15 protein-coding genes and 1 tRNA gene are annotated in these 19,285 nt (G+C 65.0%); 7 read left to right on the forward strand and 9 right to left on the reverse strand.

Annotated features, from left to right (window positions below; genetic code table 11):
• The first annotated feature begins 69 nt into the window (after nt 1-69).
• Complete coding sequence (han, locus tag NKG98_RS18245) at nt 70-1,977, forward strand: Hef-associated nuclease (protein WP_254767554.1); 1,908 nt, start codon at nt 70-72, stop codon at nt 1,975-1,977.
• On the opposite strand, the gene NKG98_RS18250 is transcribed toward han, so the two are convergent.
• From NKG98_RS18250 to NKG98_RS18260, 3 genes are all read right to left on the reverse strand, one after another.
• On the reverse strand, nt 1,898-3,709 hold the full coding sequence (locus NKG98_RS18250; RefSeq protein WP_254767555.1) for a phospholipase D-like domain-containing protein: 1,812 nt from the start codon (nt 3,707-3,709) through the stop codon (nt 1,898-1,900). The two genes, han and NKG98_RS18250, sit on opposite strands and share 80 nt — an antisense overlap.
• Nucleotides 3,710-3,740: 31 nt before the next feature.
• A complete protein-coding gene (locus NKG98_RS18255; protein WP_254767556.1) occupies nt 3,741-5,228 on the reverse strand; it encodes a HEAT repeat domain-containing protein in 1,488 nt (495 codons plus the stop codon).
• 108 nt (nt 5,229-5,336) lie between these two features.
• Entirely contained in the window at nt 5,337-6,098 is a 762-nt protein-coding gene (locus tag NKG98_RS18260) for a protein sorting system archaetidylserine synthase (protein WP_254767557.1), read from the reverse strand.
• A 128-nt stretch (nt 6,099-6,226) separates the two neighbouring features.
• Here NKG98_RS18260 and NKG98_RS18265 point away from each other — a divergent pair, with 128 nt between their 5' ends.
• Complete coding sequence (locus NKG98_RS18265) at nt 6,227-6,667, forward strand: cupredoxin domain-containing protein (RefSeq protein WP_254767558.1); 441 nt, start codon at nt 6,227-6,229, stop codon at nt 6,665-6,667.
• Nucleotides 6,668-6,706: 39 nt separating this feature from the next.
• Here NKG98_RS18265 and NKG98_RS18270 read toward each other — a convergent pair whose 3' ends face one another.
• The 5 genes from NKG98_RS18270 to NKG98_RS18290 form a co-directional block, all read right to left on the reverse strand.
• On the reverse strand, nt 6,707-7,348 hold the full coding sequence (locus NKG98_RS18270) for a 30S ribosomal protein S3ae (protein ID WP_254767559.1): 642 nt from the start codon (nt 7,346-7,348) through the stop codon (nt 6,707-6,709).
• Nucleotides 7,341-7,616 (reverse strand): KEOPS complex subunit Pcc1, encoded by a 276-nt coding sequence (locus NKG98_RS18275; RefSeq protein WP_254767560.1) that lies wholly within the window; start codon nt 7,614-7,616, stop codon nt 7,341-7,343. The genes NKG98_RS18270 and NKG98_RS18275 overlap by 8 nt, the downstream gene beginning before the upstream one ends.
• Nucleotides 7,613-8,767, reverse strand: coding sequence for an exonuclease (locus NKG98_RS18280; protein WP_254767561.1), 1,155 nt, complete (start codon nt 8,765-8,767; stop codon nt 7,613-7,615). Before NKG98_RS18280 ends, NKG98_RS18275 begins: the two co-directional genes overlap by 4 nt.
• Nucleotides 8,768-9,235 carry a 30S ribosomal protein S15 gene (locus NKG98_RS18285; RefSeq protein WP_254767562.1) on the reverse strand — a complete coding sequence of 156 codons (468 nt, stop codon included), beginning with the start codon at nt 9,233-9,235 and terminating at the stop codon, nt 8,768-8,770. It lies immediately after the preceding gene.
• Between the two features lie 398 nt (nt 9,236-9,633).
• Nucleotides 9,634-11,232 carry a long-chain-fatty-acid--CoA ligase gene (locus NKG98_RS18290; RefSeq protein ID WP_254769500.1) on the reverse strand — a complete coding sequence of 533 codons (1,599 nt, stop codon included), beginning with the start codon at nt 11,230-11,232 and terminating at the stop codon, nt 9,634-9,636.
• Between the two features lie 281 nt (nt 11,233-11,513).
• Between NKG98_RS18290 and NKG98_RS18295 the strand changes: the two genes are divergently transcribed.
• Nucleotides 11,514-11,585 (forward strand) — tRNA-Ala (locus NKG98_RS18295).
• Nucleotides 11,586-11,853: 268 nt separating this feature from the next.
• On the opposite strand, the gene NKG98_RS18300 is transcribed toward NKG98_RS18295, so the two are convergent.
• Nucleotides 11,854-12,630 carry a hypothetical protein gene (locus tag NKG98_RS18300; protein ID WP_254767563.1) on the reverse strand — a complete coding sequence of 259 codons (777 nt, stop codon included), beginning with the start codon at nt 12,628-12,630 and terminating at the stop codon, nt 11,854-11,856.
• A 107-nt stretch (nt 12,631-12,737) separates the two neighbouring features.
• Between NKG98_RS18300 and NKG98_RS18305 the strand changes: the two genes are divergently transcribed.
• Genes NKG98_RS18305 through NKG98_RS18320 form a run of 4 tightly spaced genes read left to right on the forward strand, consistent with a single transcriptional unit; the run spans nt 12,738 to nt 19,283 of the window.
• A complete protein-coding gene (locus NKG98_RS18305; RefSeq protein WP_425504418.1) occupies nt 12,738-14,240 on the forward strand; it encodes a type I restriction-modification system subunit M in 1,503 nt (500 codons plus the stop codon).
• Nucleotides 14,233-15,618 carry a restriction endonuclease subunit S gene (locus tag NKG98_RS18310; RefSeq protein WP_254767565.1) on the forward strand — a complete coding sequence of 462 codons (1,386 nt, stop codon included), beginning with the start codon at nt 14,233-14,235 and terminating at the stop codon, nt 15,616-15,618. Before NKG98_RS18305 ends, NKG98_RS18310 begins: the two co-directional genes overlap by 8 nt.
• Entirely contained in the window at nt 15,611-18,568 is a 2,958-nt protein-coding gene (locus NKG98_RS18315) for a type I restriction endonuclease subunit R (RefSeq protein WP_254767566.1), read from the forward strand. The genes NKG98_RS18310 and NKG98_RS18315 overlap by 8 nt, the downstream gene beginning before the upstream one ends.
• Nucleotides 18,561-19,283, forward strand: a complete 723-nt coding sequence (locus tag NKG98_RS18320; protein ID WP_254767567.1) for a M48 family metallopeptidase — start codon at nt 18,561-18,563, stop codon at nt 19,281-19,283. The genes NKG98_RS18315 and NKG98_RS18320 overlap by 8 nt, the downstream gene beginning before the upstream one ends.
• The last annotated feature ends 2 nt before the right edge of the window (nt 19,284-19,285 follow it).

Here is a 19,285-nt window from a genome sequence, read left to right on the forward strand (position 1 = left end):
CCGTCACCCCGCCCTCGCGGCAGTTCTTGGCAAGGGTTATACGCGCCCACCTCAAACGTCGGCCCAACGATGACAGATGAGTCCGCCGGAGGATCCGGCGAAGACGGAGGTGTTTCCGTCGTCTACGATCTCGACGCCGACTGTACCGTAGAGGACGTCGACGCCGGTCGGCCGTACCTCGCGGAAATCAACGGTATCGTCGACTACGGGGTGTTCGTCGACCTCTCCGACTCGGTCTCGGGGCTCGTCCACGAGTCCGTCCTCGAAGGGACCTACCGCGTCGGCCAGGAACTGGTCGTCGAACTCGAAAACGTCCGCGACAACGGCGACATGGCGTTCGAACCCGTCGACGTCGGCGAGGAGTACGCGGTCGAACCCGTCTCCCACGACTACACCCTGACCGGCACCGACCGCCTCGAAGCGAACGTCGCAGACCAGATCCACCTCGAAGGCGAGGTCGTTCAGGTCAAACAGACCGGCGGCCCGACGGTCTTCCACGTCGCCGACGAGCACGGGGTCGTCCCCTGTGCCGCCTTCGAGGACGCCGGCGTCCGCGCGTACCCCTCGATCGAAGTCGGCGATCTCGTGCGCGTGACCGGCACCCCCGAGCACCGCGAAGGGACGATTCAGGTCGAGGTCGACGGCCTCTCCGCGCTCGACGGCGAGGCCGAGGCCGACGCCCGCGAGCGCCTCGAGACCGCCCTCGAAGCCCGCGCCGAGCCCCACGACGTCGAACCGCTGATCGACTGGCCCGCCTTCGAGACGCTGCGGCCCGACCTGCGCGAGGTCGCGCGACTGCTGCGCCGGACCGTCCTCGAAGGGCGGCCGATCCGCGTGCGCCACCACGCCGACGGCGACGGGATGTGCGCCGCCGTCCCCGTCCAACTGGCGCTCGAACGGTTCATCGCCGACGTCCACGAGGACCCCGACGCGCCGCGGCACCTCGTCAAGCGCCTGCCCGCGAAGGCGCCGTTCTACGAGATGGAAGACGCCACCCGCGACCTCAACTTCGCGCTCGAAGACCGGGCGAAACACGGCCAGCAACTGCCGCTCCTCCTGATGCTCGACAACGGCTCGACGGCCGAGGACGTCCCGGCCTACGAGACGCTGGCCCACTACGACATCCCCATCGTCGCCGTCGACCACCACCACCCCGACCCCGAGGCCGTCGACGGCCTGCTCGACGCCCACGTCAACCCGTACCTCCACGGCGAGGACTACCGCATCACGACCGGGATGCTCTGTGTCGAACTCGCGCGGATGATCGACCCCGACCTCGGCGAGGACCTGCGGCACGTGCCGGCGGTCGCCGGCCTCGCCGACCGCTCGAAGGCCGACGCGATGGACGACTACCTCGACCTCGCCGCCGAGCAGGGCTACGACGAGGACCGCCTGCGGGACGTCAGCGAGGCGCTCGACTACGCCGCGTTCTGGCTGCGGTACAACTCCGGCGACCGGCTGATCCGGGACCTGCTCGAACTCGGCGACGCCGACGAGGAGCGCCACCGCGCCCTCGTCTCCTTCTTCGCCCGGCGCGCCCGCGAGGAGGTCGACGAGCAACTCGACGCCGCGATGTCCCACCTCGAACACGAACCCCTCGACAACGGCGCACACCTCTACCGGATCGACGTCGAGAACTACGCCCACCGCTTTACCTACCCCGCGCCGGGCAAGACCACCGGCGAGATCCACGACCGCAAGATCGAGGAGACCGGCGACCCCGTCATCACCGTCGGCTACGGGCCGGACTTCGCGGTCCTGCGCAGCGACGGCGTCCGTCTGGACATCCCCACGATGGTCTCGGAACTCGAAGCGGAGATTCCCGGCGGCGGCGTCTCCGGCGGCGGCCACCTCGTCGTCGGTTCGATCAAGTTCGTCAAGGGCAAACGCGAGGCAGTCATCGACGCCCTCGTCGAGAAGATGGCCGACGCCGACATCGACGAGGCCCTCTCGAGCGCGACCCCGCTCGACGACTGACCGCGACGCCCGCCTTCTCCCGACCGACGAGCGCGGCGAGCGCAAGCGCCGCGAGGACGACGAGCGCGAGTTCGACGGGCAGGGTCCACGTCCGCCCGTTCCAGTCGGCCTCGAAGACGGCCGCGTAGAACGACGCCGCCTCCGCCCCGCGGAGCACGAGCAGCACCTCGCGGTTGGTCTCGACGGCGCCGTCGTTCCAGTTCGCGCTGCCGACGACGGCGACCTCGTCGTCGATCACGACCCCCTTGGCGTGGATCTTCTCGAAGCGGTCGCCCGGTTCGACGAGCGCGACGTCGAGCGGGAGGTCCTCGTCCGCGGCGGCCGCTTCGAGCGACGCGGCGAGGGCCTCGTTCTCGTCGGCGACGTACCACGAGGAATCGAGCAGGATCCGGACCTCGACGCCGCGCTCGGCCGCCGCCACCGCCGCCGCGAGCAGCGAGGCGTCCGGGGCGACGCTCGGCTGTTCGATCAGCAGCGACTCCTCCGCGCCCGCGACGAGGTCGAGCAGTCGGGCCTCGGCGTTGTCGGGCGCGACCACCAGTTCGACCGCGTCGACGGAGACGGTCGCCGGCCCGTGTTCGGTCGGGTACTCGCCCGAGCGCGACCCCTCGTCGACGAACGTCGCGCGCTCGCGGTGGACGCTCCACGGTTCGACGTCCGGGCCGCCCGCGTCCGCGGCGAACACCGCCGCGAGGTCGTCCGCGAGCGCGCCGTCCTCGACGCGGACGCCCCAGCCGCGACTCGACGCGCCGCCGACGCCCGCGGGCTTCCAGTTCTCGCTGGTAACGACGACGGCGTCGTCGACGACCGCGTACTTGGGGTGGTGATACCGGTAGCGCGACCCCTCGCCGCCGAGGGCGCGGACGTCGACGCCCCGCGCTTCGAGGCCGGCGAGCAGCGGGTCCGACGCGGCGGGCGTGCCGCCGGCGGGACCGGCCTCGACGAGCACCCGGACGTCGACGCCGCGGTCGGCGGCGGCCGCCAGTTCGGCCGTGACCGCCTCGGAGGTGAACGTGTAGCCAGCCAGCAGGAGCCTGTCGTCGGCGTCACGGAGGGTTTCGAGCGGGACCTCGGGCGAGTCCGGCAGGACGAACGCCGTCGCCTCGCCGGGGTCGTACGCGGTGGCGGGCCGGCAACTCGCCTCCCGGGGCCACCACTCGCCGCGCGCGTTCTTCCCCGGGGAATCGTCGCGGTACCAGACCTCGGCCTCGGGGGCCCGGTCGTACGACGCCGCGTCGACCGTCCGGTTCCCGGCGCGAATTTCGAGGGCGTCGCCGTCGGCGGCGAGTCGGAGGTTCCCGTCGAGTTCGACGACCGGGTGGTCGGTGACCGCCGCGGCGATTTCGGGGTCGGGGCTCGCCGCGACGCGACCGGCGGCGGTCTCGTTCGGGAGCGACGCCGTCGCGTACCCGTCGGTCACCGTCAGGTTTCCGAGGGCGGTCCCCGACGGAACCGCGAGGACGAGGTACTCGCCGGCGTTCCCGTGGGTCGTCGGGTTGGGGTAGAGTTCGACGAGGCGAGGTTCGTCGACGGCCGCCTCGCGGTTCGGGGTCGCCGCGCGGGCGGGACACGACCGGGCGTCGAGCGGGTCGCCTTCGAGGTCGGTTGCCGTCGCCCCGGCGGGCGTCGCGTTACCGGGGCCGGGAGATGTCGCCGCCGGAGCGGCGGTCGCGACCGACGCGGCCGCTACGAGACAACAGAGCGCGACGAGTACGACCGGGGCGGCGTGCACGGGCGGTCTGGCCGCCCGATCGTACTTAAACTCAGGCCGCGGGTTCGAGGTCCGCCCTCTCGGCTTCCGCCTGGACGAGGTAGGCGGCGTCGTCGACGTAGTCGGCGAGGGGTTCGAGCGCCTCCTCGGTGCCGATCTGGTTGAGCGCCCACGCGGCGCTCGCACGGACGGTGTCTTCCCCGTCGTCCGCGAGGACGTCCGTCAGGGGCGCGATGGCGCGCGTGTCGCCGAGCAGGCCGAGCGCGCGGGCGGCGCTGCTGCGGACGTCGGCGTTCTCGGCGACGAGTTGCTGGGCGATCGGTTCGACGGCCTCCTCGGCGCCGATCTCGCCGAGCGCGCGGAACGTGGTCTGCTGGAGCAGGGGGTCGTTCGTCGCGTCGACGTAGTCGACCAGCGTCTCGACGACGTTCTCGTCGGCGACGCCGATCTTCCCGAGGATCGAGATGGCCGTCTTGTCGCGACGGTTGGCCTGCTGGAGCATCGGCTCGATGGCCTCCTCGGGCCCCATCCGTTCGAGGGCTTCGAGGCAGTGTTCCTCCATGAACCCGGAGTCGAGTTTCTCGTAGGCCAGCAGGATCATGTCGACGTCGCCGCGCTTCTCGTGGATCTTGAGCGCGTGCCACTCCGGCGGGTAGTCCTTGACGTGGTCGAGGACGTCGTAGAACCCCTCCCGGCGGAGCTGTTCGCGCACGGAGAGGTCGGTCCACGCGGTGGCGTCGTCGACGTCCGACTGGAGGTCGTCGGTCGCCTCCAGCAGGGCGGCGATCGTCTCGGCGTCCTCGTCGGGGTCGAGGTCGGCCGCCTCGACCGCCGCGGTAACCTCTTCGAGGGTCGCCGCGAGCCGGTCGGGGACGTCGCCCTCGTCGTCCGCGTTCTCGCCGAGTTCCGCGCCGCTTGCGGGCTGGAGGTCGCCGGGGGTCGACACGTCGCTGCCGAGCAGGTCGTTGACGTCCGCGAGGAACGAATCGACGGCCGCGATCAGTTCGTCGTCGCCCTCGACGGTCCAGCGCGTGGTCGTGATCGTACTGCTGGCGCTCTCGACCTCCGAGACGACATCCTCGGCGTAGGGGCCGCGCTGGTCCTCGACGCCCGACTCGACGTCGTCGACGCCGTCCTCGAGGTCGCCGATCCCGGAGTCGACCTCGTCGAACGACTCCTCGACGGCCTCGCGCTCGGCCCTGATGTCGGCGAACGGGTCCTCCGGTTCCTCGTCCTCCTCGTCGGCCGCCGGCGGCTCCGGGAGTTCGATCTCGTCGAGTTCCGCCCGGCGCTCGTCGAACGCCTCGCGGACGTCCTCGACGTCCTCGCGCACCGGTTCGAGGGCCGCCTCGACCTCGTCGAGGTCGTCCTCGGTCTCGGCGGCGTCGAGTCGGTCCTCGACGGCCGCGAGGTCCTCGCGGATCGGCCCGAGCCGTTCGCGGACCGGCTTCAGGCCCGCCTCGAGCCCCCCGAGGCGCTCGCTCGTGGCCTCGACGTCGACCGCCTCCGAGCCGCTCTCGTCGGTCTCCTCGTCGCTCATCGAACCACCCGGCGGACCGTCGCCGACGCGTGACTCGTGGCCGTGTGCATACGGTTTTCTCGTGTCAGGACGCTCCTAAGCGTTTCCATCTCCGGACGGTCGGAGCGGTCAGTGACCACCGCTCTCGCCGGACCCCGCACCTCGCGCCCCCTCGCCGGCGGGCGCCTCGCTCGGGGCGGCGGGGTCCTCGCGCCAGTAGAACCACGGGGAGAGCGTCATGTAGGCGATGCCCAGCGTGAGCAGGGCGTACGGGAACGTCCGGCCGGCAAATTCCGGGACGAGGATCGCCAGCGCGTGGACGACGCCCATGATGAGCGCGTCGCGCGCGAGGAGGTCGGGGTAGCGGATCCGCGAGACCATCAGGTAACAGAACGCGGCGGTGACCCCGAGGACGAGCACCGGCCCGGCGGCGTTCGCGAGGATCGCCGCGCCGAGGATGGTCGCCGCGAGCGTCGTCTGGATCCCCTCGGTGTGGGCGCCACCGGTGTCGTAGGCGGTGTACATCCCGAGGCGGGCGACGGCCATCGCGACGTACAGCGAGCAGACGGCCGTGACCAGCAGCAACTCGGCCGTGACGGCCCCGAAGCCGACGCCGAGGCCGTCGGCGACGACGACGAACGCGAGGATCGCCGGGGCGATGGCGAAGGAGGCGACGTCGGCCAGCGAGTCGAGGTACGGCCCGACGTCGGTGCCGCCGTACCGCCGCGCGAGGATCCCGTCCAGTCCGTCGGCGATCGCCGCCAGCAGGACGAGGCGGGCGGCGAGTTCGATGTCGGCGAACGCGGCGACGACCGCGACGAAGCCCAGCGCGGCGTTGGCGATCGTCATCGCGTCCGCGACCCCGAGGCGACCGACGAACCGGGGGAGCATACTCGCGGATTCGACGGGCCGCCACCTTACGTGTTTTCGTTCGCGCCTCGCGCGGCCGCGCGCCCGCGAGACGGCCACGTCGGCGGGCAACCGCGGGCGTTATATCACACCTCTCCCAACGCTCGACTATGAACCGGCGCGTCTACCTCGCCGCCCTCGGAAGCGCCGCGACCGCCGGCCTCGCGGGCTGTTCCGCGCTCGGCGACATCGGGGGCGGGAACGGCCCCTGCGACGGTCACGACTGTGACGTCGGCATGAACCGCAACTCGTTTCTCCCCGACCGGTACGAGGTGCGCGTCGGCGAGACGGTCGTCTGGAAGAACACGAGCGAGGCCGACCACACGATCACGGCCTACGAGGACGCCATCCCGGACGGCGCCGCGTACTTCGCCACCGGCGGCTTCGAGGACGAGCAGTCCGCCCGCGAGGCCTGGCACGGCGAACGGGGCGGCCGCCTCGGGACCCGCGAGACGTTCGAGCACACGTTCGAGATCCCCGGCACCTACAACTACGCCTGCATCCCCCACGAGATCGGCGGGATGACCGGCCAGATCGTCGTCAGCGAGTAGGCGGAGCTTCTACCGCAAAAATCGCGTCGGCCGTCGGCCTCAGTCGTCGACCGCGACGTCTTCCTCGTCGACGGTGACGGAGGTCGCCTCCTCCTCGGCGACTTCCTCGGGGTGGGCCTCGAGGGTCGCCTTCTGGATCTCGACGCGGCGCAGCGGGTAGATCGTCTTCGCCTCGCCGTAGATCGCCGAGGAGAGCCGTCCCTGGACGATGCTGTCGATGAGGTCCTCGAAGTCGCGTTCGGCGGCGGCGTCCTCGACCATGCGGACCATCGTCTCGCGGATGGCCTGCTCCTGGCTCGCGTCGGCCTTCTTCGTCGTGAACGCGACGGGCTGGACCTGTACGCGGTAGTCGTCGGTCGTCAGTACCGTCACGTACGCCTCGACTTTCGAGGCGCCGCGGCGGACCAGCGAGCGCAGGTAGTCCCGTGTCAGCGAGTGCGCCTTGAACTCCGTGTAGGCGGCGTCGCTGCCGACGTCGGTCACCTGGAAGGTGAGCTTCGTGTTGTTCTCGCTGGCGTTGTTCGTCAGATCGCCGAGCGTCGTCTCGATGGTTCGGTCGTAGACCTGTTCGGGTTCGTCGGCGGGGGTCTCGCCGAGCTCCTGCCGGTCGAACTGCTCCGGCGCGAGCACGGTGTACCACCGCTTCTCCTGTCGTGCGCGTGAAACTGATCGTTCACTCATCGTCGTTCTTGGATTCGTCTATCGGGTCGGACGCGTTTGCGTCCATCGGTTCGTTCGCGTGCTGTGCTACGTCGGTGGCGACGTCGAGGTTGACCACGTAGTCGTCGACCGTCGAGTGCAGTCCGCCGGTCGTCCTGCGTTCGATCCGCGTGACGACGGCGCCGTCCTCGACTCGGGTCTCCATCTCGTCGGTGTTGTCGGGGGCGATGGCCGCGGCGATCCGCGCCGGGTCGTCGTGGCTCGTCCGGATCGTCGCGCGCCGCGTCATAGCGCCCCCCTCACCGCTTCGATGACCGTCGCGTCCTCCGTCCGGGGGTCGTACCTGAGGCTGGCGCGCCGCCGGCCCGCGTCGTAGTCGGCCCCGAGGTCCCGCGCGACGGCCTCGGCGAGGGGGCCGAGCGCGGCCGGTTCGAGCGCCGCGATCGCGGCCTGCCCGTCCCCGACCGCCAGGACCCGCGGTTCGGGCGAGCGGTAGGCCGCGGCGAGGCGGGCGACCGTCTCGACCGGGCCGTCGTCGATCCCGACGACGAACAGGCCGTCGTACCGGCCCGTCGAGGCGCCGTCGAGCGCCGCGTGCGCGCGCTTCCCGTGGGTCCGCCACGCGTCGAGGGCCGCCTCGCGGGCGCCGCGTCCCATCGCGAGCGCGACGCCCGTCCCGGGTTCGGTCCGGGCGGTCGCCTCCAAGACGTCGGCGTAGCCGCCGACCGTCTCGAACGGGGCCTGCGGCGTCGCGTGCGGGCGCAGGAGCCGACCGATCGACTCCGCCGCGCGGTCGGTCGCGTCCCCGTCGCCGACGACGTCGAGGGCGACCAGCGAGGCGACCCGCTTGCGGGCGTCCGCGTCGAGGTCGCCCGCGAGGTCGACCCCGTCGAGCGCCTCGCGCGTGGCGGCGAGTTCGCCGGACCACGGCGCGTAACACCGCGTCGAGTGGGCCAGCCCGTCGACCGGGTCGGCCGTCGGGACGGCGACGCCGGGGCGGCGCTCGACGAGGCCGCGTTCGACCGCACCCTCGAGGAGCCGCTCCGTCTCGCCGGCGCCGGGGTCGACGCCCGCGGCGGCCGCCCCCGCGAGCGCGAGGACGGGGTCGGGCGTCGCGCCGAGGTCGCCCGCGAGGTCGCAGGCCTCGAGCGTCGCGGGGCGGTCCCCGGCTTCGAGGCGGGCGACGTCGGCGTCGCAGGCGCCGACGGCGAGCGTCGTCGCGTCGTCGTCGCGGTCGTCGCCGTCGGTCGCCCGCGCGGTCCGCTCGGCGACCGTCTCGGCGACGGTCACCTGGAACGGCGTGGCGCGCTCCGAGAGCGCCCGCGCGAGGATGCCGCTCGCGGCGAGCGCGTCGCCGTCGGCCCGCGTGACGACGCGGACGAACGCGGCGCGCTCGAGCGGGGCGGTCGCGGCCTCGGCGGAACGACCCTCGGTCGACATCTAGTCCTCGAGGAGGTCCTTCGCGACGTCGTAGGAGTACCGGAACTCGGGGTCGAGTTCGTCCCCGCGGTAGTAGTTGGCCAGCCGGCGCACCTTCGACTCGGTGTTCTGCAGGGCGCGCTTGTTCTGGTAGTCCTGCGGGTTGTCCCGGACGTGCTCGCGCAGGCCCACGGCACGCTCCATCAGGTTCCGCAGGTCCTCGGGGAGGTCCGGCTTCGCGTCGTTCTCCTCCAGGATCTCGGTGATCTTCTTGCCGGTCGCCAGCTTGACGTCCGGCACGGGGGTCCCGGTGACGCCCTCGTCGCGCAGTTTGAGGCCGATCTGACTCGGATCGTGCCCCTGTTCGGCCAGTTCGACGACCCGTTCCTCGACGCGGTCGGGGTCGACGTCGCTCCACGCCGGAGTCTCGTCTGCCGCCGGCTTGTCCGAACCGGACGTGCCACGGCGGCGGGTGTGCATTCGTGCCATTGGTGAGGATAGGAACCGCACTGACCGCCTCCGTACGCGACGGCCGAGTCACTCGGCTGTCGGTGCACTTCCGCAATCCCAAGCTACCCCGAATAGCGGGTAGCAGAGTCAGATTTGCGGCCGTGCGCTTCCCGCTGGAGCCTTCCGGTCGAACGGACTAAAGGGTTTCTAGACCGCCCCCGCGGCGATCGGACGCTGTGCTGGCTCCGCGCCGATCGGACTCTACGCCGACCCCGCGGCGATCGGACGCTATGCTGGCTCCGCGCCGATCGGACTCTACGCCGACCCCGCGGCGATCGGACGCTATGCTGGCTCCGCGCCGATCGGACTCTACGCCGACCCCGCGGCGATGACGCGATCGACGTCCATCGGCCGGACCGGTCGTCCCGTCGTGCCGACTACTGCTGGCCGACCCGCGTCTCCTCTTCCTCCCAGTACCTCTCGCGCAGTTCGTACTTCTGGACCTTGCCGGTGGCCGTCTCGGGCAGGTCGTCGACGAAGTCGACGCTCGTCGGTTTCTTGTAGCCGGCCAGCCGTTCGCCGACGAAGTCGACGATCCCGTCTTCCGTCGGATCGGCGTCCGATCTCGGGACGACCAGCGCCTTGGGCGTCTCGCCCCACTCCTCGCTGGGGACGGGGATAACGGCGGCCTTCAGGACGGCCGGATGGTCGTAGAGGACGTCCTCGACCTCGATGCTCGAGATGTTCTCCCCGCCGGAGATGATGATGTCTTTCTTCCGGTCCTGGATCGCGACCATCCCGTCCGCGTCGATCGTCGCGAGATCGCCGGTGTGGAAGTAGCCCTCGACGCGCTCGTTGAACGCCTCCTCGGTGATCGCCGGCTTGTTCAGGTAGCGGTCCATCACCTGATTGCCCCGGACGACGATCTCGCCGATCGTCTCCCCGTCGCGGGGCACGTCGTTGCCGTCCTCGTCGACGACCCTGACGTCGGTACACAGCGTCTCGGCGCCCTGCTTGACCTTGAGGTCGCGGCCCCGCTGGGCGAGTCGCCGGGGCGAGTTGCTCGTCGTGACGATCGGCGCGGTCTCGGTGAGGCCGTAGATGTGGATGATCCGCCAGCCGAACTCGTCTTCGACGGTCTCGATGGTGGCCGTCGCGGGCGCGCTCCCCGCGGTCGCGATCCGGACGTCGCGATCGCCCGTCGTCGCGACGTCGTCGTGGCTCTCGTAGTGGGCGACGAGGTTGTTGAGTACCGTCGGCGCGCCACACAGGAACGAGACATCGTACTCACGGACGCGCCCGAAGACCCCTTCGGCGTCGAAGGTGCGCTGGCAGACGTGGGTGCCGCCGGTCCCCGTGATGGCGTAGGTGTGCCCCCAGCCGTTGCAGTGAAACATCGGCAGCGTCCAGAGGTACGTGTCGTCGTCCCGGATCTCCATGTGCTGGTCGAGCACCAGCGCGTGCCAGTGTTCGGTGCGGTGGGTCCGGACCACGCCCTTCGGGTCGCCCGTCGTCCCGGAGGTGTAGTTGATGCTGGCGTCGTCGTCCTCGCCGATCGCCGGCCGATCGGGCTCTTCGGCCGGCTGCCCGTCGAGGAACGCCTCGTAGTCGATCCACTCCCCCTCGATCTCGTCCGCCCGATACCCCACGAACGTCTCCGCCGGAATCTCGTCCCGGATCGGTTCGACCTTCCCGGCGTAGTCGTAGTCCGCGATCAGCGTCCCCGCCTCGCAGTCGTTCAGGATGTACTCGTACTCGCCGGTGGCCAGCCGGTAGTTCAGCGGCACGAACACGGCCCCGAGTTTGTTCGTCGCGTACAGCGTCTCGATGAAGTAGTGCGTGTTCGGCGCGAGCAACGCGACCCGATCGCCCTGCTCGACCCCGCTCTCTGCCAGCGCGTGGGCCAGCCGATTGACCCGATCGTTCACCTCCGCGTACGTGTATTCGGTGCCGTCGTGCGCGACGACCCCCGTGACGTCGTCGTACAGGTCGACCGCCCGGTCGAGGAAGTCCGTCGTGAGCATCTCCCGTTTCATGGTTGCCACACAGTCACAGCCGACGACAATCTCGCCCTAATTCTTTCCCGTTCACATATCATTTCTGTCAGCTAAACCGGCACGGCCGGACCCTGCGCCGGCGTCCCTCGGCCGAAACCGGTGCGTTTGCCGATCCGCTCGACGGCCTGTGTGCCGATGACGGACTGCGTGTGCGATCGTCCTGTGGCACGTGACCGATCCCCACGACAGCCGTTCCCGCCGCCGTCGCCGGATATCGAGGGGTTTATACTCGCGTGTGTGAAAGCAGTGAGTGCGAACGCGGGCTCGTAGATCAGCGGTAGATCACTCCCTTGGCATGGGAGAGGCCCCGGGTTCAAATCCCGGCGAGTCCATCGCTGACCGCTCCGTGAACAATCGACGTACGGCGCGGCTTCTTCATAAAGATACCTACTGCTTAGAGGGAAAATTTGCCGGTTTTAGGCCCCTGAGATGTCCCTTGTAGCCTACCACCGTCACCTCTCCTACCCTTCACTGCCACGGAATTTTCCACAATAGGCTATTTTTCGGAAGTGACGCTAAAGGTGTGTATTGAGAGTGTTCCGAAAGAAGCGATTGAACGCATCGAGGCGTCGTGGGTAGAACGGGTATGAGAGTTCAACACTACCGGAGACGACGGAAAAGACGACGACCCGCTTCAATCGTCCCGTCGGCCTCATACAGCACTTCGATGTTCTCCGTGATCAGATTCACAACGTAACCCACCGGGTCGTCGAACCACCTCTCAATCACGGGGAGCTTCGAGAGAGAATCGAGCAGGAAGAAGATCGCGACGAGAAGCAATCCCGACTGGCCGAGAAGCGAACGGTTCCACACCCCATAGCCAACTATCTGTGACCGCCGACGCGTTTGCACTCTCGCCGGGCCAGCACGAAGCTCCTCACCTAATGTCTGATGCGCACGCGTGTCTGCGTGCAAGAACCAGATATAGACGATACTAACAGCGATGAACGACAGAGGAAGCAAGCCCTCGATGCCTTCGATCACATCAAGGCCGCCTGTCCCGAGAGTGCGCAACCAATTTGCCGACAACAATGACCCAACCACGGCAATAACGGTTGACAGTTTCTTGAACCAGCCCATTAGCTTCGCCGGGAACGACAGCAACCTCGTGACCGTCTCGTGTGGGTCGTACTCTGGAATCCGAGCGTGCGGTTTGACCGCCCACTCTCGTAGCTGTGGATTGCTCTTTTCAGCGAAGGACTCTCGAACCTCGTCAACCTCTGAATAGACCTCTCCGTACAGGCTGACGATCTCCCTTCGTGCGTCCTTGAAATCGTCCAGAGGGGCGGCTGAGAGAATTAGACGGTTCCACAAGCCGCTCGATGTGACCGACCTCAGGATGTGAGCCGGGTATGTTTCGAGGAGGTGGCTCGGCATACTGTAAATAATACGACTGAAAACAAAAAGTCTTCTCCATAGATAGGAATGTGATTCCACCGCGCCTCACCACAGGAGATATAATGTTCGGATGGCACACTCCTCTTATGCCCATTTCATTGAACAAACTCGAATCTCACCTCTTCAAATGCGCCGACATAATCCGGGACGCCGTTGACCCGACTGACTACAAGGAATACATTCTCCCACTCGTTTACTACAAGTCGATCTCCGACGAGTTCGAGGTGCAGTACGAACAGAACCTCGAAGAATACGGCGAGGACTTCGCCCGCCGGGAGAACCTCTACGACATTCCCATCGTTCCCGAGGGCTACCTGTGGGACGACCTCCGCGCTGTCAGCGACAACGTTGACCAAACTCTGAACGAAGCCTTTGACGCACTCGTTGAGGAGAACCCCGAGCTTCAGGGCGTCTTTCGCGCCGACTACATCGAAGCCGACGCCCTCGATGATGATCGGCTTGGGCGGCTGGTCGAACACCTCTCACAGTACGACCTTGACCGCGACAGCGTTCCCCCGGACATGCTCGGAGAGGCGTATATGGACTTGGTGCGTCACTTCGCAGAGGAAGAAGGCAAGTCCGGCGGGCAGTTCTTCACGCCGCCCCACATCGTCAACCTCTGCGTTCGACTCGTCGATAACTTCGAGGACAGCGAGACGTTCCACGACCCGACTGTTGGTTCCGGGGGTATGCTCATCGAGGCGGCGCGGTACTACCGCAAGGAACAGGGCGGCGACCCCTCGAAGCTGACGTTCACCGGCCAAGAGATCAACCCCGACATCGCGGCGATTGCGAAGATGAACCTCTCCATCCACGGCCTTGATGGGGAGATTCGTCGCGAAGACTCCCTCTCGAAGCCTGCGTTCACGAACGACGCGGAGAACGAACTCACGCGCTTCGACCGTGTCCTCGCAAACTTCCCATTCTCCGCTGACTGGGCGAAAGACGACCTCCAGGACGACCCGTATGGGCGCTTCGACTGGCACGAGAAACTGCCGCGTGCTGACCGGGGCGACTACGCCTTCATCATGCACATGGCGAAGCAGTTGAAACGCCCCGATAAAGACGGGACGGGCGGGAAGGCCGCCATCGTCATTCCTCACGGCGTGCTGTTCCGGAAGCACGAGCAACGCTACCGGAAGCCGATGCTGGAGAACGACATGGTCGAAGCTATAGTCGGCCTCCCCGAGAACCTGTTCCAGAACAACTCAATTCCCTCCGCCGTCCTCGTGTTGAATACTGACAAGCCTGAGGAGCGCGAAGACGAGGTGCAGTTCATCCACGCCGCTGACGAAGCGTTCTACGAGGAGCTGTCGAACCAGAACGAACTCACAGAGAACGGCCTCGATCACATCGTCAAGAACTTCCGCGAGTGGGCGACCGAGGAGCGCGTCAGTCGGACGGTGTCGCTTGACGAGATTCGAGAGAACGACTACAACCTCAACATCGCACTCTACGTTGATACTACTGAGCCAGAGGAGGAGATTGATGTAGAGAAGGAATTGGCGGAATTACGGGAATTGCAGGCCGAGCGCAACGAGATTGAGGCAACAATGGACGAGCATATGGAGGCACTGAACTATGAGTGAGGAGGCAACACTTGATGAGTTCAGGGAGAACTCCGAACAAGATGGGGCATCTGAGGAATTGGAGCAAGAACAGTTCGGCCCGTTCACTCTATCCACCCCTGGTGATTGGACAGCAAAGCGCCTTAGAGATATTAAAGAGCTGATAACACGGGGGAAACAGCCTACATACGCCGACGACGGCATACCAGTAATCAATCAGGAATGTATCTACTGGGACGGTTGGCACTTTGAGAACCTTCGTTATCTAGACGAGGAAGTCGCGAGCGAGTGGAAGGAGAAGTATTTCCCCGAAGGTGGTGATGTGATACTGAACTCAACGGGGCAAGGGACTCTCGGCCGCGCACAGGTCTATCCGGGGGACATACGGAGAGCAATCGATTCGCACGTGACTCTCCTACGCACTAACGAGGAGCTGAATCCGTACTTCCACCGCTACTTTTTGGAGAGCCGGCTCGGTCAAGCATTACTCTATTCGATGTGTGTAAATGGTTCCACGGGGCAGATCGAACTCTCCAAAACGAGACTTGATTTGCTTCCGGTTCCGCTTCCACCGCTAGAGGAACAGCGAAAAATCGCCGCTGTCCTCCACCATGTTGACCGAGCGATAAGGCACGCAGAGAAGGTAATCGAGAAATCGGCTACAGTCAGGCGTGGCGTGACTCGAAACCTTCTCTCTGAGGGCGTTGCGGAACACGATTCATTCTCCGAAACCAAATCAGGTCAAATCCCCGAATCATGGGATACTGTTCGGTTTGAGGAGATAATCGAGGATACACGCTATGGAACAGACACGAAGTCAAACACGGATGGACGCGGATACCCTACGCTTCGCATCCCTAATGTTGTAGATAAGCGTCTTACCTTCGATGATTTGAAGCACACCGAACTTGGCGACGACGAGTTGGAGCGACTGAAGCTATCTGAGGGAGACATTCTGGTCATTCGAACTAACGGAAATCCGGATTATGTTGGTCAATGCGTAACGTTCTCAGAACAGGACGAGCCTTTTGTTTTCGCCTCCTACCTCATTCGTATTCGCGTCGATGAATCTCGCGTACGTCCCAAGTACGTTCGAGAATTCCTAAATTCGAAACGTGGCCGTTCGGAAATGGCCGGATGGATTCGTAGCTCTGCTGGGAATTACAATCTAAGTGTTGGAGCGATGGAGAAATTCCAGATTCCAGTGCCTTCACTTTCTGAGCAAGACGAAATCGTTGCCCGGATAGAGGACGCAGAACAGACCATTGAGTCGAACCGGCGTTACCGCGACAAGCTAAAGCGACTCAAGCAAGGCCTCATGCAAGACCTCCTCTCGGGAACAGTCAGAACGACCGACACTAACATAGAGGTTCCCGAGGAAATCACACAACATGGTTAGTACCCCATCCGAATACGGCGTCGAACGCTCGCTTCTCTCATGGCTCGACGGCGTCGGATGGGAAACCCACGGACAAGATGGTAACCGTGGCGCGAACGTCCTCGATGACGCTTTCGAGCGCGACAGCCACGAAGTCATCTACTGGAACCTCCTTGCTGAGCAGGTAGTCGCACTCAACGACGCTGTCACCCAGGACAACGTCGAGAAGTTCATCTCCTCGCTGAAGCGCGACCTCGATGCGGAGAACCTCATGGACGGCAACCGGGCGTTCCACCAACTGCTCACCAAAGGCAAGACCTTCTCCATCCAGCGTGAGGACGGAACGACCGAGACGATTTACGTTGACCTGGTCGACTACGGGAATCCCGAGAACAACCGCTTCCACGCCGTCAATCAGTTCTCCGTCTCCCGTGAGACGACCATCCGCCCGGACGTTTCCCTGTTCGTCAATGGGATTCCGCTGGTGACGATGGAACTCAAGAGCCAGGCGCAGGACAACGACTGGCACGACGCAGTCAGCGACCTGTTGGCCTATCAGGACGACGTCCCCCGGCTGTTCGTCCCCGGCTTGTTCAACGTCGCCGCCGACACGATGGAACTCCGCTATGGTGCAGTCGGCGCTCCCCGTGAGTTCTACGAACCGTGGAACGACGCCCCCGCGAAGTACGAGGACGACAACGAGATGCGGCAGGCGGTGAAGGCGCTGTGCAACCCCAGCACCCTCCTCGATCTGGTGAAGAATTTCGTCTTCTACGAACGACGAGCTGGCGGAGATGCGAAGATCGTCCCGCGCTACATGCAGTACTACGCGGTAAACCAAATTCTTGACCGCGTCCGTCGCGGCGAACACAAGCGCGGCCTCATCTGGCACACCCAAGGGTCGGGGAAGTCCTTCACGATGCTGTACGCCGCCGAGAACCTGTTGAAGCGCGACGTGGCCCGGAACCCGCAGGTGTTCATCATCGTCGATACGGACAAGCTCAACAGCCAGATGCGCGACCAACTGGCGAACCTCTCGCTGGAACAATGGACGGAAGCCGAGAGCATCAACCACCTGCAAGAACTCATCGAGCGGGGGCAGAGCGAGCTTGTGCTGACGACAATCCAGAAATTCGAGAGTGTTGACCCCGACGTACAGGGCAACGACGAGGTCATCGTCATGTCCGACGAGGCCCACCGCTTCATGGAAGCCGACCTCGGAAGCCGCCTCGATGCGGCCTTACCCGACTGCTACCATTTCGGGTTCACCGGGACGCCCGTTCGAGAGGGGGAACGCCACGAAGACCGGAACACGTTCCGCGAGTTCTCCCCCGAGGGCGAGGACTACCTGCACCGCTACTCCGTGAAGCAAGGCATCGAGGACGGCCTGATTCTGCCCGTGTACTTCACGCTCCGCCACGAAATGGAGTGGGAGATTGACGAGGCAGGGTTGGACGAGGAGTTTGAGGCGGAGTTCCGCGGCATGACGACGGACGAGAAGCTGGAGTTTATCCGTGACAACGTGAACGCGACAACACTCGCGGAGATCGAACCACGGGTTGACCGCGCCGTCGATGAGATTGACCACCACTACGACGAACACGTTGCGCCGAACGGCTGGAAGGGAATGGTCGTTACGCCGAGTCGTCGGTCGGCGGCGATGTACGGGGAACGCCTCATTGAGCGGCGTGACGAGGACGAGGTAGAAGTTCTCTACACTTCGACTAAGAACGACCCCGAACTGATTCAGCAGTTCCACACGGACAATGAGGAGCGCGATCAGATCGTCCAAGACTTCAAACGAGAAGACGACCCGAAACTCCTTGTGGTTCACAATATGCTGTTGACGGGCTTTGACGCGCCCGTACTGAAGACGATGTATCTCGACCGGAACCTGAAGAACCACAACCTCATGCAGGCCATCGCCCGAACGAACCGGCCCGCACCGGGTAAGGAGAATGGGGAGATCGTGGACTTCCAGGGCGTGTTCGAGAACATCGACGAGGCGCTGGACTATGACGCCGAGACGAAAGCCTACGCCGCCCGCGACAAAGACGAGCTGTTCGACGACCTCGAAGAGCAGTTAGAGTCCGTGATGGGGATTTTCGACGGGATTCCGAAGACTGACAGCCAAGAAGCGACCTACGAGGCCGTCAATCGAGTCAGTACCCATCCCGAAAGACGCGAGTTCAAGCAAGGCTTCCGTCGCCTCCAGAATCTCTACGAGGCCGTCGCACCGGATGGCCGTCTCGTGAGCGAGGGCATCGAGCAAAAGTACAAGTGGCTGAGTCGGATTCACGTCGCGTTCAAGCGCACGACCTCAGGGAAGGACGACCCCGAAGAGGACATGCGGGAGAAGACGCGGGACATTATCAGCAACAACGTCGAAATCACGGAAATCAAGCGTGACTTCCCGACCTACAAGCTCGGGGAGGAATACCTCGAAGACGTAGAGGGACTCGACAACCCCGGCGTAAAGGCATCGCAGATCGCCCACGCGACCCGAGAACACCTCCACCCGAGAGAGAACCAGAATCCTCGGTACAAGCGACTGAGCGAGCGGGTGACGGACATAGTCGAACGCTGGCAAGGGGACGAGATTAGCGACCCCGAGGCAGTTGAAGCCCTCAAGTCCGTTGAGGAGGAGGTTCTGGAAGTCGAGGAGGAAGCTGAGGAGCAGGGGATGGATGACGCCGAGTTCGCCATCTATACCCACCTCACGGAGGAGACGTTGGACGCGATTGAGTCGGAGGAACAAGCGGAAGAAGTAGCCGAGGAAATCGTCACACAGTTCCGTGACCGAGTTGACCGAGGATACGCGGGCTGGAAGACGAACCAGCAAACTATCGCTGAAATCGAGCGTATCCTGTTGGACGTGCTTGTCGTCGAATACGACCTCGGCAATCTGATTCGAGACGACGACGGATTCGTTGACGCCATCCGAAGCTACCTGATTCAGAACAATGGCTAAGGCCCAACTCCGCGAGATCGACCTATTGGGCGACACCATTGAGTATGAGGTACGCCACAGCACAGACGCCACGAAACCTCGAATCGACGTAGACATTCACGGCGTCACGGTCGTCCTGCCTGAACCTGAGTGGACAGAGCCGACGGAACTCCTCAGGGAGAACGCGGCATGGGTTGTCGAGAAGACGCGGAAGTACGACAAGTATCGTGAACAGGCCCCGGAACGCACTTTCGAGGAAGGAGAATGCTTCCCGTACCTCGGACAGCCACACGAGGTCGTCGTGGAACAACGGCCATCATCGAGTGTCATTGATGGCAAACTCCGGCTTGCGCAATACCACGTTACAGAAACGTCGATAAAGCGGGTCTTGGAGACGCTCTACCGACGAAATGCACGGCAACGATTCGAACGGCGAGCCAATCACTTTGCGGATGAGATGGACGTCGAGTACGACTGCATCGAAATTCGGAACCAACGGACGCGATGGGGAAGCTGTTCGACGAATGGAACGCTCGGATTGAACTGGCGGTTGATGATGGCTCCGCCCGAAATCATCGACTACATCATCATCCACGAACTCGCCCACCTCAGAGAGGCGAACCACGACCCTGAGTTTTGGTCGCTGGTTGCAGAGTACGACCCGAAATACGAATCACACGCCGAGTGGTTACAAGAGAATAGTGCGCGGTTGATCTTCTCGGACGACGATTTGTGAAG

The sequence above is a fragment of the Salinilacihabitans rarus genome, assembly GCF_024296665.1.
GTDB classification, from domain to species: Archaea; Halobacteriota; Halobacteria; order Halobacteriales; family Natrialbaceae; genus Salinilacihabitans; species Salinilacihabitans rarus.

Excerpts from the sequence above, each read along its gene's own strand:
- han (WP_254767554.1), top strand. The coding sequence starts at position 70 with ATGACAGATGAGTCCGCCGGAGGATCCGGCGAAGACGGAGGTGTTTCC.
- NKG98_RS18255 (WP_254767556.1), bottom strand. The coding sequence starts at position 5,228 with ATGAGCGACGAGGAGACCGACGAGAGCGGCTCGGAGGCGGTCGACGTC.
- NKG98_RS18260 (WP_254767557.1), bottom strand. The coding sequence starts at position 6,098 with ATGCTCCCCCGGTTCGTCGGTCGCCTCGGGGTCGCGGACGCGATGACG.
- NKG98_RS18265 (WP_254767558.1), top strand. The coding sequence starts at position 6,227 with ATGAACCGGCGCGTCTACCTCGCCGCCCTCGGAAGCGCCGCGACCGCC.
- NKG98_RS18270 (WP_254767559.1), bottom strand. The coding sequence starts at position 7,348 with ATGAGTGAACGATCAGTTTCACGCGCACGACAGGAGAAGCGGTGGTAC.
- NKG98_RS18275 (WP_254767560.1), bottom strand. The coding sequence starts at position 7,616 with ATGACGCGGCGCGCGACGATCCGGACGAGCCACGACGACCCGGCGCGG.
- NKG98_RS18280 (WP_254767561.1), bottom strand. The coding sequence starts at position 8,767 with ATGTCGACCGAGGGTCGTTCCGCCGAGGCCGCGACCGCCCCGCTCGAG.
- NKG98_RS18285 (WP_254767562.1), bottom strand. The coding sequence starts at position 9,235 with ATGGCACGAATGCACACCCGCCGCCGTGGCACGTCCGGTTCGGACAAG.
- NKG98_RS18290 (WP_254769500.1), bottom strand. The coding sequence starts at position 11,232 with ATGAAACGGGAGATGCTCACGACGGACTTCCTCGACCGGGCGGTCGAC.
- NKG98_RS18300 (WP_254767563.1), bottom strand. The coding sequence starts at position 12,630 with ATGCCGAGCCACCTCCTCGAAACATACCCGGCTCACATCCTGAGGTCG.
- NKG98_RS18305 (WP_425504418.1), top strand. The coding sequence starts at position 12,738 with ATGCCCATTTCATTGAACAAACTCGAATCTCACCTCTTCAAATGCGCC.
- NKG98_RS18310 (WP_254767565.1), top strand. The coding sequence starts at position 14,233 with ATGAGTGAGGAGGCAACACTTGATGAGTTCAGGGAGAACTCCGAACAA.
- NKG98_RS18315 (WP_254767566.1), top strand. The coding sequence starts at position 15,611 with ATGGTTAGTACCCCATCCGAATACGGCGTCGAACGCTCGCTTCTCTCA.
- NKG98_RS18320 (WP_254767567.1), top strand. The coding sequence starts at position 18,561 with ATGGCTAAGGCCCAACTCCGCGAGATCGACCTATTGGGCGACACCATT.